The 16,104-nt window shown below is 69.5% G+C and carries 17 protein-coding genes; 7 read left to right on the top strand and 10 right to left on the bottom strand.

Annotation, left to right across the window (positions count from 1 at the left end; translation table 11 throughout):
- Positions 1–176 precede the first annotated feature (176 nt).
- The 8 genes from M9M90_RS17525 to M9M90_RS17560 form a co-directional block, all read right to left on the bottom strand.
- Entirely contained in the window at positions 177–716 is a 540-nt protein-coding gene (locus M9M90_RS17525; protein WP_254834525.1) for a DUF4199 domain-containing protein, read from the bottom strand.
- A 122-nt stretch (positions 717–838) separates the two neighbouring features.
- Positions 839–1,252: a response regulator transcription factor gene (locus M9M90_RS17530; RefSeq protein ID WP_254834526.1), complete on the bottom strand. Its 414-nt coding sequence runs from the start codon at positions 1,250–1,252 to the stop codon at positions 839–841.
- Positions 1,253–1,276: 24 nt separating this feature from the next.
- Positions 1,277–1,552, bottom strand: a complete 276-nt coding sequence (locus M9M90_RS17535) for a DUF2277 domain-containing protein (RefSeq protein ID WP_254834527.1) — start codon at positions 1,550–1,552, stop codon at positions 1,277–1,279.
- Between the two features lie 63 nt (positions 1,553–1,615).
- On the bottom strand, positions 1,616–3,157 hold the full coding sequence (locus M9M90_RS17540) for an acetolactate synthase large subunit (protein WP_254834528.1): 1,542 nt from the start codon (positions 3,155–3,157) through the stop codon (positions 1,616–1,618).
- A 20-nt stretch (positions 3,158–3,177) separates the two neighbouring features.
- Complete coding sequence (locus tag M9M90_RS17545) at positions 3,178–4,716, bottom strand: acyl-CoA synthetase (protein ID WP_254834529.1); 1,539 nt, start codon at positions 4,714–4,716, stop codon at positions 3,178–3,180.
- A gap of 53 nt (positions 4,717–4,769) precedes the next feature.
- Positions 4,770–6,548, bottom strand: a complete 1,779-nt coding sequence (locus M9M90_RS17550; protein WP_254834530.1) for a feruloyl-CoA synthase — start codon at positions 6,546–6,548, stop codon at positions 4,770–4,772.
- 68 nt (positions 6,549–6,616) lie between these two features.
- On the bottom strand, positions 6,617–7,951 hold the full coding sequence (locus M9M90_RS17555) for a dihydroorotase (protein WP_254834531.1): 1,335 nt from the start codon (positions 7,949–7,951) through the stop codon (positions 6,617–6,619).
- Positions 7,952–7,959: 8 nt separating this feature from the next.
- The gene (locus M9M90_RS17560; RefSeq protein ID WP_254834532.1) at positions 7,960–8,931 is read right to left on the bottom strand and encodes a glycosyltransferase family 9 protein; all 972 of its coding nucleotides are present in this window, start codon (positions 8,929–8,931) and stop codon (positions 7,960–7,962) included.
- A 61-nt stretch (positions 8,932–8,992) separates the two neighbouring features.
- Here M9M90_RS17560 and M9M90_RS17565 point away from each other — a divergent pair, with 61 nt between their 5' ends.
- Positions 8,993–9,787 carry a folate-binding protein YgfZ gene (locus tag M9M90_RS17565; protein WP_254834533.1) on the top strand — a complete coding sequence of 265 codons (795 nt, stop codon included), beginning with the start codon at positions 8,993–8,995 and terminating at the stop codon, positions 9,785–9,787.
- On the opposite strand, the gene M9M90_RS17570 is transcribed toward M9M90_RS17565, so the two are convergent.
- On the bottom strand, positions 9,784–10,710 hold the full coding sequence (locus M9M90_RS17570) for an alpha/beta fold hydrolase (protein WP_254834534.1): 927 nt from the start codon (positions 10,708–10,710) through the stop codon (positions 9,784–9,786). The two genes, M9M90_RS17565 and M9M90_RS17570, sit on opposite strands and share 4 nt — an antisense overlap.
- On the opposite strand from M9M90_RS17570, the gene M9M90_RS17575 reads away from it, so the two are divergent.
- The 3 genes from M9M90_RS17575 to M9M90_RS17585 all read left to right on the top strand — a co-directional run bounded on the left by M9M90_RS17575 (position 10,709) and on the right by M9M90_RS17585 (position 13,099).
- Entirely contained in the window at positions 10,709–11,302 is a 594-nt protein-coding gene (locus tag M9M90_RS17575) for a DNA-3-methyladenine glycosylase I (RefSeq protein WP_254834535.1), read from the top strand. The two genes, M9M90_RS17570 and M9M90_RS17575, sit on opposite strands and share 2 nt — an antisense overlap.
- The gene (locus M9M90_RS17580; RefSeq protein WP_254834536.1) at positions 11,302–11,919 is read left to right on the top strand and encodes a ribonuclease HII; all 618 of its coding nucleotides are present in this window, start codon (positions 11,302–11,304) and stop codon (positions 11,917–11,919) included. The genes M9M90_RS17575 and M9M90_RS17580 overlap by 1 nt, the downstream gene beginning before the upstream one ends.
- A 97-nt stretch (positions 11,920–12,016) precedes the next feature.
- The gene (locus M9M90_RS17585) at positions 12,017–13,099 is read left to right on the top strand and encodes a site-specific DNA-methyltransferase (RefSeq protein ID WP_254834537.1); all 1,083 of its coding nucleotides are present in this window, start codon (positions 12,017–12,019) and stop codon (positions 13,097–13,099) included.
- 38 nt (positions 13,100–13,137) lie between these two features.
- On the opposite strand, the gene mutY is transcribed toward M9M90_RS17585, so the two are convergent.
- Positions 13,138–14,184 (bottom strand): A/G-specific adenine glycosylase, encoded by a 1,047-nt coding sequence (gene mutY / locus M9M90_RS17590; protein ID WP_254834538.1) that lies wholly within the window; start codon positions 14,182–14,184, stop codon positions 13,138–13,140.
- 57 nt (positions 14,185–14,241) lie between these two features.
- Between mutY and M9M90_RS17595 the strand changes: the two genes are divergently transcribed.
- From M9M90_RS17595 to M9M90_RS17605, 3 genes are all read left to right on the top strand, one after another.
- Positions 14,242–14,784: a DUF721 domain-containing protein gene (locus tag M9M90_RS17595; protein WP_254834539.1), complete on the top strand. Its 543-nt coding sequence runs from the start codon at positions 14,242–14,244 to the stop codon at positions 14,782–14,784.
- A gap of 73 nt (positions 14,785–14,857) precedes the next feature.
- Positions 14,858–15,469, top strand: a complete 612-nt coding sequence (locus M9M90_RS17600; RefSeq protein ID WP_254834540.1) for a DsbA family protein — start codon at positions 14,858–14,860, stop codon at positions 15,467–15,469.
- A gap of 8 nt (positions 15,470–15,477) precedes the next feature.
- Complete coding sequence (locus M9M90_RS17605; protein ID WP_254834541.1) at positions 15,478–16,098, top strand: thioredoxin domain-containing protein; 621 nt, start codon at positions 15,478–15,480, stop codon at positions 16,096–16,098.
- The last annotated feature ends 6 nt before the right edge of the window (positions 16,099–16,104 follow it).

Genomic DNA, 16,104 nt, shown 5'->3' on the forward strand with positions numbered 1-16,104 from the left:
AGGCGCGCGAACAGTTTGGCGAAGAAGCTCCGCACGGCGCGGGACGCGGCCAGCTGACCTTCGACGTTCTCGAAATCGACAAAGAGCATGATCGTATCCTTTCGACGGATGCGATCTATGGTGCGGCGCAGCAAAAATCAATGGTGCAGCGCAAAATAGCTTGAGCGTCGCCCACATCAGGCGACGGACGGACGCGACCTCGCCGGCAGGAACTTCGGATTGCGCATCAGGGCCGCGCTGACCAGGGAGATCAGCAGCCCCACCGGGAAAATCTCCACCAGGGTCATCGGCACGCGGAACAGGGGGTTGGCGTAGGATCGGCGCATGGCGTCCATCTCGGCGACGGCCTTTTCATAAGCTGCGCCGGTGACCCCCGCCGCGCGCTTGGCCTCCAGTGCGTGGGCGGCGTATTGGTCCATGAAGCTGTGGCCGGTCATGGCGAGATAGAACTCCCACACCGCGATGTAGGTGACCGAGGCGACGGTGGCGATCCCGAAGCCCAGGAGGAATGCCCGGCGGAAGGTGATGACCCCGCCCAGCGCCTGGTCGCGATGCTGCTTCACCCCCACCAGGATCGAGGACAGGGCGACCAGCATGATGAGATAGCCCAGCCAGACACTGCCGTGATCGCCCCCCGAGGCGAGGATGTTGCCGATGATGCCGGTGATGACGACAAGGCCCGAGATCAGGCCGTAGGTCAGGATGATGCGGGTCATGCCGGTGGCTCCTCGGGGTGACGGGGCGAACACAAGCGCGACGATGCGCCGGGGGCCGACGTGGCGGTATCGCCCAAAAGGGTGAGATCGCGCGCATCGCCGGTTTGGCCGGGCCGCGCGCCTTACGGGATCAGATGCAGGTCGCGCGCCTTGTTCACCGCCTGGGTCCTGCGGCTGACCTCGAGCTTGCCGAACAGGTTGGCGATGTGGGTCTTCACCGTGTTGGGCGAGAGGCCCAGGGTCCGGGCGATCTCCTTGGTGGACTGCCCGGCCGCCAGCCGCTCAAGCACCTTCAACTCCTGGCCGGTCAGGCCGAGCGAGGCCAGGGCCGCGCCATTGCGCTGGAACGGTCCCGGAGCCGCCCTCGAGGTGAGCTTCCATCCCACCCAGACGCCGCCCGCGGCGAAGGCGACGCCGATGACCGCGACATAGATCTCCCGCGAGAAGGCCCGCGCCAGGTACTGGTGCTCGAGCCATTGCACCACGAAGGCCCCGGCCGCCAGGACGAGAGCCCAGAGTATGATGGTCCGGGTCATCGGCCGATCGCCTGGCGGTCAGGCTCAGGCGCGAACGCCGAACCGCTCGGCCGACCGACGCCGAGCCTTCTGCGCCTCGGTCTCGCGATCGCGCGGCGGCGCGTTGGTCTCCAGGGAGTCCAGCAGGCGGCGGCCCGCCAGGAACACCTCCTCGGCCGCGGCGTCGAACGCCGCGGCGTTGGCCTTGGACGGCGCATTGAAGCCGCTCAGCTTGCGCACGAACTGCAGCGAGGCCGCGCGGACCTCGTCGTCCGTGGCCGCCGGCTCGAAATTGTACAGCGTCTTGATATTACGGCACATGTCGCAGCCTCCGTCGGTTCCTCAAGATATGGGCCCCGCCCTTCGCCCAAAAGGGTGCTTGGCCTAAATCGCCGCCTCGATGAACTTCGGGCCAGGCTCGTTCATGGCCCGCGCGAAGGCCTCGTCGAATTCCTCGGCCGTGGTGCAGCGTACGGCCGGCAGGCCCATACCCTTGGCCAGGGACACCCAGTCGATCTTCGGGTTTCCGAGGTCCAGCAGTTTCGACGCCGAGGGGCCGGGATTGCCGGCGCCGGTGCGGCCCATCTCGATATTGAGGATGCGGTAGCTTTGGTTGGCGAACACCACCACGGTCACATCCAGGTTCTCGCGCGCCATCGTCCAGAGGCTCTGGACCGTGTACATGCCCGCCCCGTCGCCGTTGAGCGACACGATCTTGCTGTCGGGGGCGGCCACGCCGGCGCCGATGGCCAGCGGCATGCCGATCCCAATGGCTCCGCCGGTGAGCGCCAGCACGTCGTGCGGCGGGGCCGTTCCGCAGGGCACGGCGACGCCGCCGCCGGAGGTCACCGAGTCGTCGCAGATGACCGCGCCTTCCGGCAGGTGGCGGGCGATGGAGAGGCCGGCCGATTGCGGGGTGAGCTGGCCCGTGGGCGAAGCCTCGGCCACCTTCAGCGGCTGGACCGGGCCCGAGGCCGGGGCGCCCAGCGCGTCGGCCAGGGCGGTGAGCGCTGCGACCGAGTCTTCCTGGCGGGTGGAGAGGGTCATGGTCTCGCAGCCTTCCGGGACCAGGACGCTGGGCCGGTCGGGATAGGCGAAGAAGGCGACGGGCGTGACCGTGCCGACATAGATCATCAGGTCGACGCCCGCGAGATCGGCCAGGGCCGCCTCGCCGAAATACTGCATTCGGCCGGGCTGGAAGATTCCCGCCCCGCGCGGCTGGCGGGCGATGAAGGTGTCGGTGAGTACGCGGTAGCCGGCCGCGGCCAGGCGGCTGGCCTGGGTCAGGGCCGCCGCGCTGGTGGACTGGCTGCCCAGCAGCAGCACGGGATTGGCGGCGGCCTTCAGGGCCTTTGCCGTGGTGTCGACGGCGTCAGCCGATGGGGCGGCGCGCACCGGGATGTGGGCCTTCACCGGCTTGGTGGTGGTTTCCAGCCAGGCGGAGTCGGCGGGCAGAATCAGGCTGACCGGGCCGCCGGGCGGGCCATAGCTGGCGGTGACCGCCTCGGCGGTGATCGCCGCCACGCTCTCGGGGGTGTCCGCCGACTTCACCCACAGCGAGTTGGGGCCGACGATGGTCGGGATGTCGGAGTTGAGCGGCGCGTCATATTGGCGGTGATAGGTGGCGTGGTCGCCGATCACGTTGACGATCGGCGTGAAACCGCGGCGCGCATTATGCAGGTTGGCCAGGCCGTTGCCGTAGCCGGGGCCAAGGTGCAGCAGGGTGCAGGCCGGCTTGCCCGCCATCCGGCCATAGCCGTCCGCCGCCCCGGTCGCCACACCCTCGAACAGGCACAGGACCGGGCGCATGGCCGGCTGGCGGTCCAGGGCGCTGACGAACTGCATCTCGCTGGTGCCGGGATTGGCGAAGCAGGCGGTGACCTCGTTGGCCACCAGGGTCTCGATCAGGGCGTCGGCGCCGTTCATGGATGGTCCTTGGCTAACACTTAGATGCGCCGGTCGAGGCCTTCCCAGAACGGCTCGCGCAGCTTCCGCTTGAAGATCTTCCCCGAGTCCTCGCGGGGAAGCTCGGCATGGAAATCGACGCGCTTGGGGACCTTGTAGCCCGCCATCCGCTCGCGCAGAAAGGCCCGAACCTCGCCCTCGGTGAGTTCCGCGCCGGGGGAGGGTTGGACCACCGCGCAGACCGCCTCTCCGAACTCCTCGTCGGGAATGCCGAACACGCCGCAGTCGGCCACGCCGGGCATCTTGTGCAGTTCGGCCTCGATCTCGGCGGGATAGATATTGGCCCCGCCGGAGATGATCATGTCCTTGGCCCGGTCGCACAGATAGAGGAAGCCGTCTGAGTCGAGGTAGCCGATGTCGCCCGGCGCGATGAGGCCGACCTTCTCCGACGCCGCCCGCTTGGCGTCGTCGCCGTGATAGGTGAAGTCGGCGATGCCCGCGGTTCGGGCGACCACCTCGCCCACCTCGCCGGTCGGCAGGCTGTTCCCTTCGGAATCGATGACCCTCACGTCGGCGCCCGGCATGGCGCGGCCGACCGTTCCCGGGTGGGCCAGCCACTCCTCCGAGCTGCAGAACACCACCGCGCCGGTTTCGGTCGCGCCGTAGTATTCGTTGATCACCGGCCCCCACCACTCGATCATCGCGCGCTTGATCGGCGCGGGACAAGGCGCGGCGGCGTGGACCACGAACCTCAGCGAGCTGAGGTCGTAGCGACTGCGCACCTCATCCGGCAGCTTCAGCAGCCGGCTGAACATGATCGGCACCATGTGGATGTGCGTCACCCGGTGCGTCTCGATGAGAGCCAGAAGTTCTTCGGGATCGAACCGCGCCTCCAGGATCACCCTGGCCCCGAGTCCCGCCATGATCATGCCGTAGGCGTTGGGCGCCGAATGATACATCGGTCCCGTCACCACGGTCACGATCTCGGCCGGACGATCCAGCCAGTCGGCGAACCCGAAGGCCCTTGCGAGCATGCCGGCGCTCACGGCGGCCTGTTCCGGGGTGGGGGGATTGCGCCGCACACCCTTGGGATTTCCGGTGGTGCCCGATGTGTAGATGATGGTGCCCGGCGCGGCGGCCGCCGGGCCGTCGTAGGGCGCGAAGCCCTCCAGCCAGACGCTCCAGTCGGTCATGCCCGGCGGCACGGGCGCGGCGTCGATGCCGTAGGCCTGGGCGATCTCCGGCGGGGTGGCCACGACCAGGACCGGCGTGTCCTTCGGCAAGACCTCGCGGACCCCCTCGAGCAGGTCGGCATGGATGATGATGGCCCGCGCGCCGGAGTTCTCGAACAGGTAGCGAGCCTCCGCCGGGGCGTAGTGCCAGTTCACCGGGGTCGGATAGGCGCCCAGCAGGCTGGCCGCGCCGCTGGCCTCGAAGAACGGCAGGTCGTTCCGCAGGTAGATGGCGATCAGGTCGCCGGGTCTGACGCCCAGTGACGCCAGGCCGCTGGCCGCCCGCGCCGCCCGGTCCTTCAAGGCCTCGCTCGAGAGCCTGCGCTCCCCGCTGACGATCTCGCCCATGACTTCCTTCCCACCTCCGGCTCTGCGTCCGGTCCGGCCAGCCTAGTCCGGCGTCAAGGGAAGGTCATCACCCCGTCTTGCGGCGACGCGGCGAACAGGGCCTCGACGGTCTCGGCTCGCCGCGAACGGGCCAGGGCCTGGGCGATATAGCCCTTGTCGGTGATCTCACCGGCGCCGGCGTCGGGCGGTCCGTCCAGCACCAGGGCCCGGCGGATGCGGCCCCCGGCGCCCGTCGCCCGGGCGTTGAGCCGCTCGATCCCGGCGCGGACGGCCTCGGCCACCGCCGCGCGCTTCAGATTGGGATTGGGATAGAACATCAGGCCGACGCCCTCGCGGCCCTCGCCGCAGACAACCGCGTCGGTGACCGCGTCGCCCACCGCGTCCACCGCCGAGATCCTCAGCTCGCCGACCCCGACGAAGGTGCCGCTGGCAAGCTTGAAGTTCTCCGACAGACGGCCGTCATAGATCATGCCGCGAGCCGGGTCCCCGGCGTCCACGAAGCGCGCGGCGTCCCCCAGCTTGTAGAAGCCATCCTCGTCGAAGCTCTGGGCCGACAGTTCGGGGCGCCCAAGATAGCCGGGGCTGACCTGCGGTCCCTTGACCCGAAACTCGAACTTGCCGGCCTCCGGGACCAGCTTCACCGAGGTCCCCGGCACGGGCAGTCCGATCATGCCCATGCGATCGTTCAGCCAATGGACGTTGCAGGCCGTAGGCCCTGTCTCGGTCGCGCCATAGCCTGACCCGAAACTGATCTTCTCGCCCACCGTGGCCACGGCCACCGCCTGGATGCGGTCGGAAACCTCCTGGCCCAGGGCCGCGCCGCCGTACTGCAGGTGCCGGACCCGGGCGAAGAAGACGCGGGCCAGCTCCGCGTCCCGCTCAAGCTCCCCGGCGAACAGCATCCAGCCGGCGGGGACCATGTTCTGATAGGTGGTCGAAATCTCTTTGAGGTTCCGCACCGTCTCGCCGAACCGCCCCGAGGTCGGCTGCCCTGCGTCGATATAGAGCGTGCCTCCGCGATGCAGGGACATGTGCAGGATCGCGTTGGCGCCCAGGCTGTGGCTCCAGGGCGCGCCATTGACCATCACCGGCGGCTCGTCATCGTCAAAACAGGCGGTGATCTGCGCCGCATTGGTCGCGATGCCGCGATGTAGGCAGACCACGGCCTTGGGCAGGCCGGTGGACCCCGAGGTCAACAGGTACTTGGCGTGGTCGTCGGGCCGGGCGCTGGCGGCGACCGGCGACGATTTCAGCAGCCGCTCGAAAGGGACGTCGCCGGGCCGGGCGTTGGCGCCGGCGATCACGGGCAGGCCGGCCAGGAACGGCGCCTCCAGGGCCTCGCCGAACAGGACGGCGTCCTCGGCATAGACCGCGGCAGGGTTCAGCACCTCGACCGCATGCGCCAGCCGCGCCAGGTTCGCGCCGGGCAGGCCGTACTGCGGCGAAACCGGCGCCACGGGCATGCCCTGGCTCATGGCGGCATACTTGATCAGGGCGTGGTCGATCCCGTTGCGGGCGAGGATCAGTAGCGGCCGGGTCCCGATGACGCCCAGCTCGCGCAGTCCGCCCGCCAAGGCGGCCACGGATTGCGCGGCCTCGGCGTAGCTGAGTTCGCGCCAGCCCTCGCCCGAGCGCTCGGCCAGCCAGGTGCGCGTCGGAGCCTTGGCGGCCCAAGCCTCCAGAGGCTGGGTCATGGTGGTGAAGGCTGTGGCGTAGGGAGTCGGGTTGGTGAGAATCAGCTCGCCGTTCGGCCGGGCGTCCACGGTGAGGGCGCGGACGGCGTAGCGGGCGTCACGGAACGGGGCGGTGGCGAGGTCGAGGGCGGCATCCATCGCCTAGGCTTAACCGCCCGTGGCGCGCCTCGCCAGCCTGCGAAGCAAGCGGCGTCCGCCGGTCGGGCCTAGCCCGCCAGAGTTTCGGCAAAGCGAACGGGTTCGCCCCGGCCCTCGGCGACCACCTCGTCGTCGCGCATGACCAGCTCTCCGCGGATGATGGTGGCCTTCGGCCAGCCCTTGGCCTCGAAGCCGTCGAAGGGGGTCCAGCCGGCGCGGGTGGCCATCATCTCGTGGGTGATCGTGCGGCGGGCCTTCAAGTCGACGATGGTGATGTCGGCATCGTAGCCCACCGCCAGCCGGCCCTTGTCGGCCATGCCGAACAGGCGGTTGGCCCCATGGCTGGTCAGGTCGACGAAGCGTTCAAGCGAAAGCCGGCCCTCCGCCACGTGGGTCAGCATCAGCGGCACCAGGGTCTGCACCCCGGGCATTCCGGACGGCGAGGCCGGATAGGGCCGCGCCTTCTCGTCCTTGGTGTGCGGGGCATGGTCGGAGCCCAGGACGTCGGCGACCCCGGCGGCGATCCCGTGCCACAGGCCCGCCTGGTGATAGGCGTTGCGGATCGGCGGGTTCATCTGGGCGTAGCCCTTCAGCCGCTCATAGGCTTCCGGCGCGGTGAGGGTCAGGTGCTGGGGCGTGACCTCGACGCTGGCCACGTCCTTGTGGCCGGCCAGGAAGGTCATCTCCTCTGCGGTGGTGACGTGCAGGACGTGGATGCGCTTGCCGAGCGCCTTGGCGATGCGCACCAGGCGGTGGGTCGATTCCAGCGCCGAGGCCGCGTCGCGCACCTCCTCGTGGCTTGTCCAGTCGCCGGTTCGGGCCAGCGGCCGCCGCTCGGCCAGGCGGTACTCATCCTCCGAATGGAAGGCCGCGCGGCGATGGACGTGGCGCAGCACCTGCTCCACCCCCTCGTCGTCCTGCACCAGCAAGGTGCCGGTCGAGGCGCCCATGAACACCTTGACCCCGCAGCAGCCCGGCAGCCGCTCAAGCTCCCCCAGGAACTGGGCGTTCTCGTGGGTCCCGCCCACATAGAAGGCGTGGTCGCAGTGCATGCGGCCCTTGGCGCGGGCGAGCTTGTCGGCGAGCGCGTCGGCGTCGGTGGTTGTGGGCTCGGTGTTGGGCATCTCGAAGACGGCCACCACGCCGCCCAGCACCGCCCCGCGCGAACCGCTCTCCAGGTCTTCCTTCCACTCCAGGCCGGGTTCGCGGAAGTGAACCTGGGTGTCGATGACGCCCGGCAGCACGTTCAGGCCCCTGGCGTCGAACACCTTGCCGGCCGAGGCATGGCTGAGATCGCCGATCTCGACGATCTTGCCGTCCCGCACGCCCACGTCGGCCAGACCGCGGCCTGAGTGATTCACCACCTCCCCGCCCTTGACGATGAGGTCGAAGGTCTGCGGCATGGGACGTCCTATTTCTGAGTTTGCGCCAACAGGTCCTTGGCGGCGGCGGTCACGTCGCTGACCGGCAGGTCCATCATGTGACAGAGCGCCTGCTGAAAGCCAGGGTCAACCGCGCGGATCTGCTCGAAACTCCGGGCCCCTCGGACCACCCGGGTATCGGGCCCCCAAGGCGCGTACATGCGCTCATCCGACGGGCCGAACAGGCCGACTGTGGGCGTGCCCGCCGCCGCCGCCAGGTGCATCAGGCCGGAGTCGTTGCCGATGAACAGACGCGCGCGCTTGAGGCAGGCATAGGCGGTGAGCAGGTCGACCTTGCCGGCCAGGTCCAGGGTGCGCTCGCGGGGCAGGACGTGGCGCAGGGCGGCGACCGCCTGGGCGTCGTCGGGCCCGCCGAGCAGCATCAATCGTCCGCCCGCCATGGGGCCGTGGCCGCCGACCAGCTGGTTGGCCACCTGGGCGAAGCGCTCGGCCGGCCAGGTCTTGCCCACCCAGTTGGCGGCCGGGGCGAGGGCCAGGATCGGCCCGCGGCCGGCGGTCAGCTCATTGGCATAGGCCTCGGTCGCCTCGGTGGTGAACAGGTAGGGGGCGACCGGATCGTCCTCGATCTTCAGGAGGCGCGAGGCCTCGACGACCTTGTGCACCACCGGCCCGGAGCTGCGCTTGAACACCGCCCGGCGATCGCGCTTCAGCAGCTGGGAGATGGCCGAGCCGCGCAGGTCGACGATAAGGCCCCATTTCTTTCGCCGCACCCGGTTCCACAGGTCCAGCCAGTGGCCGCCGCTCTTGGACTTCTCGAAGACGATGATCTCGTCCAGGTGCGGCGTGTCGAGGAACAGGGGCGCGGCGGCCGGTCCCGCCACGATGGTGAAGCGGGCGTTGGGCACCTCCTCCACCAGCTTGCGGATCAGCCCGGACGACAGCACGGCGTCGCCGATGCGCGTCGCCGTGATGAACAGAATCGGGAAGGACCCGTTGGACATCGGAACTGTATAAGGGGCCTGGCGCTGGCGCTCCACCCGGCGAGCCCTTAACTGCGACACCATGACGAAACCAACCTCCATCGCCCGCTTGAACAGCCGAGCCCTGATCGCGGTCTCGGGCGAGGATTGGCGGAGCTTCCTGCAGGGTCTGATCACCCAGGACGTCGAAAGCCTGGCGCCGCGCGAACTGCGCTTCGGCGCCCTGCTCACGCCCCAGGGTCGTCTGATGTACGACATGTTCCTGGTTGGGCGCGAGGATGGCGCGTGGCTGGATGTCGGGGCGGCGGGGCGCGAGGCCCTGATCCTTCGGCTCTCCATGTACCGCCTGCGCGCCAAGGTGAAGATCGAGGCCGACGCGACGCCGGTGTTCGCGGCCTTCGGCGCCGACCCCGGCGCGGGCTGGCTGACGGATCCGCGACTGCCGGGCCTGGGCTGGCGCGGCTATGGGATCGCGGCCGCGGCGAATGCCGACGAAGCCGCCTACGACCTCCATCGCCTAGCCCTGGGCGTGCCCGGCCCGGCCGACTGGGCGGGCGAGGCGACCTATCCCATCGAGGCGAATTTCGACCTGCTGAACGGCATCGACTTCAAGAAGGGCTGTTTCGTCGGCCAGGAGACCACCTCGCGCATGAAGCGCCGGGGCCAGATCAAGAGCCGCATGCTGCCCCTGGCCTTCGAGGGCGAGCCGCCCGTTTCGGGCGCCGAGGTGCTGAACGGCGAGCTGCGCGCCGGGGAGGTGCTGTCGGGCGCCGACGGCCGCGCCATGGCCTTGGTCCGGCTGGACCGCATCGACGGCGAGTTGATCGCGGACGGGCGGAAGGTGCGGGCGGAAACGCCGGGGTGGTTCGGGGCCTAGCTCCGGAAGAACCCTCGCAACGCCGCCAGGGTCTCGGCCGGTCGTTCCTCCGGGATGAAGTGGCCGCTGTCGATGGCTTGGCCCTGAACGTCGTGTGCCCACTCCCGCCAGATCGCCAGCACGTCGTACCAGGCCGCCAGAGCTCCTCGCGCGCCCCACAGCACCTGGAGCGGAGCGGCGATCTTGGTCTTCCCACGATCTGCCTCGTCGGCGGCGATGTCGTAGGAGGCGCCCGCGCGATAATCCTCGCACATGGCGTGGATCACGCCCGGATCGGCCGCGGCCTTGCGGTAATCGGCATAGGCGTCGTCGGCGAAGGGCGCCTTGCCCCCGCGCAGCATGCCGCCGAACAGGAAGGTGTCCGGGTCGGCGGCGATGAGATTTTCGGGGAACGGCGCCGGCTGGGCCAGGAAGCTCCAGTGCCAGTAGCCCAGGGCGAAGCGCTTGTCGGCGCGCTTCCAGACCTCGGCGGTGGGAATGATGTCGAGGATCGAAAGCCTCCGCACCGCCTGGGGGTAGTCCAGCGCCAAGCGGTAGCCGACGCGGCCGCCGCGGTCATGGCCGGCCAGGTCGAAGCGGGCGAAGCCGAAATGCTCCATCAGGGCCACGGCGTCGCGGGCCATGGCGCGCTTGGAATAGCTCTCGTGGCCTTCATTGGCCGCGGGCTTGGAGCTCTCGCCATAGCCGCGCAGGTCGGGCGCCACCACCGTGAAATCCTTGGCCAGGTCGTCGGCGATCTTGCCCCACATCATGTGGGTCTCGGGATAGCCGTGCAGCAGCAGGAGCGGCGGGCCCGAGCCGCCATGGCGCACGCGCAGGGTCGCCTCGCCCACGTCCACCCGCGACAGTTGGAAGCTCTCGAACGCCATGCCCGCAGGCTCCGCTTGATAGGTCGGCCCGCCGCCGCCAAAACTGGCGGCCATGACTTCCGACCCGATTCGATGCGGCTGGCGCGGCATGGCCGGCGACCCGCTCTATGAGGCCTATCACGACACGGAATGGGGCGTGCCGGAATACGACTCCCGCGCGCTTTGGGAAAAGCTGGTGCTGGACGGGTTCCAGGCCGGGCTCGCCTGGATCACCATCCTGCGCAAGCGCGACGCCTTTCGCGCCGCCTTCGCCGACTTCGATCCTGAGAAGGTGGCCCGCTTCGGCGAGGCCGACCGCGCCCGGCTGATGGCCGACGCCGGCATCGTCCGCTCCAACGGCAAGATCGACGCGGCGATCGGCGGCGCGCGGATCTATCTCGACATGCGCGACAAGGGCGAGGACTTCTCCCAGTTCCTTTGGAGCTTCACCAACGGCCGGGTGATCCAGAACAGGTGGGAACGCATCGACCAGGTTCCCGCCCAGACCCGGGTGGCCGAGGAGATGTCCAAGGCGCTGAAGGCCAAGGGCTACAAGTTCGTCGGCCCGGTGATCGTCTACGCCTTCATGCAGGCCACCGGCTTCGTCAACGACCACCTGACCTGCTGCCACCGGCACGCCCAGGTCCGCCGCATGAGCCCAGCCTGATGCCGGACATGCTGCTGGAAATGGCCTGTCCGGGCCCAGTCTGCGGCGTCGATGAGGCGGGCCGCGGGCCCTGGGCCGGGCCGGTCTCGGCCGGCGCGGTGATCCTCGATCCGGCGCGAGTGCCCGCCGGCCTGGACGATTCCAAGAAGCTCACCGCCAAGGCCCGCGAGGCCCTGGAGATCGAGATCAAGCAGCACGCCATCGCCTGGGGCGTCGGCTTCGCCTCGGTGGAGGAGATTGCGCAGCTCAATATCCTGCACGCCTCCGGCCTGGCCATGTGCCGCGCCATCGAGGCGCTCAGCGTGACCCCGGTCTACGCCCTGGTGGACGGCAACTACCACTTCAAGCTGCCCTGCGAGGTGAAGACCGTGGTCAAGGGCGACGCCATCAGCTGCTCCATCGCCGCGGCTTCGATTCTCGCCAAGGTCGCCCGCGACCGGCTGATGGTGGAGATGGACAATCTATATCCAGGATATGGTTTTGCCGGCCACAAAGGGTATCACGCCCATGTCCATGTGGAGGCCCTGCGCACCCTGGGACCCTGCGAAATCCACCGGCGGGGTTGGGAACCGGTGCGGCTGGCGCTGATCGGGCGCGGCGAACTGGCTGTCGATTGACCGTAAAGTTCGATTTACGGTTCGTTCACCACGTTTTTCAACGTGCCCTTCACCACGATGACTCACGATTCCGACTCCGGACATCGAGGTCAGTGACATGGGCGTATCCCCCGACAGCATCATCCACGGCGACTGCATCGCGGAGCTGAAGAAGCTGCCCGAGAAGTCGGTCGACCTGGTGTTCGCCGACCCGCCCTACAACCTCCAGCTCGGCGGCGACCTGCTGCGCCCGGACAACTCCAAGGTCGACGCGGTCGACGACCACTGGGACCAGTTCGCCAGCTTCGAGGCCTACGACACCTTCACCAAGGCCTGGCTGACCGAGTGCCGCCGGGTGCTGAAGGACGACGGCGCGCTGTGGGTGATCGGCAGCTACCACAACATCTTCCGGGTCGGCGCGACCCTGCAGGACCTGGGCTTCTGGCTGCTGAACGACATCGTCTGGCGCAAGGCCAACCCGATGCCGAACTTCAAGGGCACCCGCTTCACCAATGCGCACGAGACCCTGATCTGGGCCGCCAAGGGCCGCGGCTCGCGCCGCTATACCTTCAATTACGACGCCATGAAGATGGCCAATGACGACATCCAGATGCGCTCGGACTGGACCTTCCCGCTGTGCACCGGCGAGGAGCGGCTGAAGGACGAGCACGGGGTCAAGGCCCACCCGACCCAGAAGCCCGAGGCCCTGCTGCATCGGGTGATCCTCGCCTCCACCAAGCCGGGCGACATCATTCTCGACCCGTTCTTCGGCACCGGCACCACCGGCGCCGCGGCCCGGCGCCTGGGTCGCAAGTTCATCGGCCTGGAGCAGGACGAGAAGTACGTGAAGCTCGCCCGCGAACGGATCGCGCGCGTCATTCCCATGGCCCCCGGCGACCTGGAGGTCACCGGCTCCAAGAAGTCTGAGCCCCGCGTGCCCTTCGGCCAGGTGCTGGAGGCGGGGCTGCTCAGCCCCGGCGACACCCTCTACTGCCCCAAGGGCGAACGCGTCGCCCGCGTGCGCGCCGACGGCAGCCTGGTGATCGGCGACCTATCCGGCTCGATCCACAAGGTCGGCGCCATGGTGCAGTCGGCCCCGGCCTGCAACGGCTGGACCTACTGGCACTTCAAGTCGGACAAGGGCCTGGCGCCCATCGACGTGCTGCGCTCGAAGATCCGCTCGGCGATGCCGGCGGCCTAGGAGCTTCTGTCTGCGCGGCCCTGGCGAAGATCATCGGCCTAGAGCAAGCTGTTCAGCCCCGCCCGCGCGGCCTTCAGGAACACGCTCGGCAGGGCGTCCAAGCCCGAACGCGGCGTCCAGATCAGGCCCTCGGCGTCGCCCTCGGCCCGCATGAGGCGCAGGGTCAGGGTGAAGTGGGTGAAGCCGTGCTCGACCTCGCCGACAGGCCGCCAATCGGCGCCGACCGGAGCGGCGTGCCGGGCCTCCTCGTCGCTCCAGCCCACGCCGCGCCAGTCGCTGGTCGGCAGGGCCAGCATCCCGCCCAGCAGCCCCTTGGGCGGACGGCGGACCAGGGCCACCTCGTTCCCGCGGGTCAGGATATAGGCCACCCCATGCCGGTGCGGCCGCACGGCCTTGGCGGTCCGCCGCGGATAGGTCTCCGGCGCGCCGCCGGCCAGGCCCGCGCAGAAGGCCGCCACCGGGCAGCGATCGCAGAGCGGGCCTTTCGGACGGCAGACCGTGGCGCCGAGGTCCATCAGGGCCTGTGCCCAGTCGCCGGGCCGCTCGTCGCGGACCAGGGCCTCGGCGAGCCGCTTCAGTTCCGGCTTGGCGTCGGGCAGCGGCGTCTCGACGGCGAACAGCCGCGCCATGACCCGCTCCACATTGCCGTCCACCACATTGGTCGGCCGGTCGAAGGCGATCGCCGCCACCGCCGCGGCCGTATAGGGCCCGAGCCCCGGCAGGGCCCGCAGCCCCTCCTCCGTGTCCGGGAACACTCCGCCATGGTCGCGCGCCACCGCCCGGGCGCAGGCCAGCAGGTTGCGGGCGCGGGCGTAGTAGCCGAGCCCCGCCCAGGCGGCCATCACCTCCCCGTCCTCCTCGGCGGCGAGGTCGGACACGGTCGGCCAGCGGGCGGTGAACTTCAGGAAGTAGGGCGTGGCGTGCGGCACGGTGGTCTGCTGCAGCATCACCTCCGACAGCCAGACCCGGTAGGGATCGGCCCGCACGCCGCCGCGCCCGTCCGAGGGGCCCACGCGCCAGGCCAGGTCGCGGGCGCCCACGTCGTACCAGGCGAGCAGGGCTGAACGGAGGGCCTCGGGGGTCACGGCTCTTCGCTACCCGATCCTCGCCTCCCGGGGGAGCCTTGATGTAGGATCGGGCCGATGGCCCGTGAACTCCCCACCGCCGCCGAGGCCGCCGCGATCCTGGCGCGCAAGCACACGCGGCCGCAGCGCCGTCCGCCGCCGGTGGCCGGCCGCAGCCTGAACCGGCTGCTGAAGACCCTGGACGCCAAGTACGGCCAGGGACCCAGCGCCCTGCAGGCCCGCTGGCGCGAGATCGTCGGGGTCGAGATCGCCCGGCGCACCGAGCCGGTGAAGCTGACCAAGCCGCGCACCGGCGGTCCCGCCGCCCTGGAGATCCGGGTGGCCGGCGCCTCGGCGGCGCTGATCCAGCATCAGGCGCCCGAGATCGTGGCGCGGGTGAACCTGTTCCTGGGCGAGGCGGCGGTGAACAAGCTGCGGATCGTCCAGGGTCCGCTGCGGGCGAGCGCCGAGACCGGCAAGCCTGTCCGCCGCCGTTCGGCCCCGCTGGACGCCGCCGAGGAGGCCGAGCTGGCCGCCAGCCTGGCCGCCGCGCCCGACGGCCCTCTGAAAGCCGCATTGCTCAGCTTGGGTCGCGGCGTGCTGCGGCGTCGCACCGGTTGACTTTGGACTCTTCCAAACGTTCCTGCCGGCGGGAATCGCGCTTTACTCACCCATTCGGAATTCTGAGGGTCTCATGCTGAACTTCAACCGTCGTCTGCTCGTCGTCGCCGCGCTGGGAGCGCTGGCCCTGGCCGGCTGCTCCAAGCCCGCCGGGACCGCGGCCGGCGACGACATGACCATGGGCGACCCCAAGGCCCCGGTGAAGCTTGTCGAGTACGCCTCGCTGACCTGCAGCCACTGCGCCACCTTCAACGCCGAGGTCTTCCCGGAATTCAAGAAGAAGTACATCGACACCGGCAAGGTCCACTACACCCTCAAGGAGTTCCTGACCCCGCCCGCCGAGGTGGCCGCCGCCGGCTTCCTGATGGCCCGCTGCGCCGGCAAGGATAAGTATTTCAGCGTGGTCGACGCCGTGTTCCACGCCCAGCAGGAGATGTTCACCACCGGCGACATGCGCGGCAGCCTGCTCCGCGTGGCCCAGTCGGCCGGCATGAACGAGCAGCAGTTCAACGCCTGCGTTTCGGACGAGGCGGCCCTGAAGGCCCTGGACGACCGGGTCACCAAGTCCGCGCGGGAACAGAAGATCAGCGCCACCCCCACCTTCGTCGTCAACGGCAAGGTGGTGAAGGAAGGCGAGATGAGCATGGCCGAGCTGGACGCCGCGATCGCGGCGGCGTCGAAGTAGGAACCCGGATGAACGCGCCGTCCCGCCGCACCCTGATCGCCGCCGCCCTGGTTGCGATGGCGTTCGCGGCGGGTCCGGCCGCCGGCGCGCCCCTGGTCGGCGACATGAGCCTTGGCGATCCCAGGGCCCCGGTGAAGATGGTCGAGTACGCCTCGTTGAGCTGCGTCCACTGCGCGGCGTTCAACAACGAGATCTTCCCGCACTTCAAGAAGACGTACATCGACACCGGCAAGGTCCACTACACCCTGCGAGAGGTGCTGACCGAGCCCGCGAACATAGCCGCCGCGGGCTTCATGACCGCCCGCTGCGCCGGGGCGGAGAACTATTTCAAGGTGGTCGACGCGGCCTTCCGCGGCTTCCCGGAGATGATGCGCACCCAGAACGCGCGGGCCAATCTCGTGGCCGCGGCCAAGGCCGGCGGCCTGACAGAAGCCCAGTTCGTCGCCTGCGTCGGCGACCAGGCGGGGTTGGAAGCCATGCAGACCCGGGCGAGCGAGAACGCCGAGAAGGGCGCGATCAGGAGCACCCCCACCTTCTTCTTCAACGGCAAGAAGGTCGCCGAGGCCGCCATGAGCCTCCCCGAACTGGACGCCGCTGTGGCCTCCGCCGCCAAGACAGCCGCGAAATAGGAGGCG

The sequence above is a fragment of the Phenylobacterium sp. LH3H17 genome (genome assembly GCF_024298925.1).
Classification (GTDB): domain Bacteria; phylum Pseudomonadota; class Alphaproteobacteria; order Caulobacterales; family Caulobacteraceae; genus Phenylobacterium.

Coding starts and splice junctions, on each gene's coding strand:
- M9M90_RS17525 (WP_254834525.1), bottom strand. CDS start 716: ATGACCCGCATCATCCTGACCTACGGCCTGATCTCGGGCCTTGTCGTC.
- M9M90_RS17530 (WP_254834526.1), bottom strand. CDS start 1,252: ATGACCCGGACCATCATACTCTGGGCTCTCGTCCTGGCGGCCGGGGCC.
- M9M90_RS17535 (WP_254834527.1), bottom strand. CDS start 1,552: ATGTGCCGTAATATCAAGACGCTGTACAATTTCGAGCCGGCGGCCACG.
- M9M90_RS17540 (WP_254834528.1), bottom strand. CDS start 3,157: ATGAACGGCGCCGACGCCCTGATCGAGACCCTGGTGGCCAACGAGGTC.
- M9M90_RS17545 (WP_254834529.1), bottom strand. CDS start 4,716: ATGGGCGAGATCGTCAGCGGGGAGCGCAGGCTCTCGAGCGAGGCCTTG.
- M9M90_RS17550 (WP_254834530.1), bottom strand. CDS start 6,548: ATGGATGCCGCCCTCGACCTCGCCACCGCCCCGTTCCGTGACGCCCGC.
- M9M90_RS17555 (WP_254834531.1), bottom strand. CDS start 7,951: ATGCCGCAGACCTTCGACCTCATCGTCAAGGGCGGGGAGGTGGTGAAT.
- M9M90_RS17560 (WP_254834532.1), bottom strand. CDS start 8,931: ATGTCCAACGGGTCCTTCCCGATTCTGTTCATCACGGCGACGCGCATC.
- M9M90_RS17565 (WP_254834533.1), top strand. CDS start 8,993: ATGACGAAACCAACCTCCATCGCCCGCTTGAACAGCCGAGCCCTGATC.
- M9M90_RS17575 (WP_254834535.1), top strand. CDS start 10,709: ATGACTTCCGACCCGATTCGATGCGGCTGGCGCGGCATGGCCGGCGAC.
- M9M90_RS17570 (WP_254834534.1), bottom strand. CDS start 10,710: ATGGCCGCCAGTTTTGGCGGCGGCGGGCCGACCTATCAAGCGGAGCCT.
- M9M90_RS17580 (WP_254834536.1), top strand. CDS start 11,302: ATGCCGGACATGCTGCTGGAAATGGCCTGTCCGGGCCCAGTCTGCGGC.
- M9M90_RS17585 (WP_254834537.1), top strand. CDS start 12,017: ATGGGCGTATCCCCCGACAGCATCATCCACGGCGACTGCATCGCGGAG.
- M9M90_RS17595 (WP_254834539.1), top strand. CDS start 14,242: ATGGCCCGTGAACTCCCCACCGCCGCCGAGGCCGCCGCGATCCTGGCG.
- M9M90_RS17600 (WP_254834540.1), top strand. CDS start 14,858: ATGCTGAACTTCAACCGTCGTCTGCTCGTCGTCGCCGCGCTGGGAGCG.
- M9M90_RS17605 (WP_254834541.1), top strand. CDS start 15,478: ATGAACGCGCCGTCCCGCCGCACCCTGATCGCCGCCGCCCTGGTTGCG.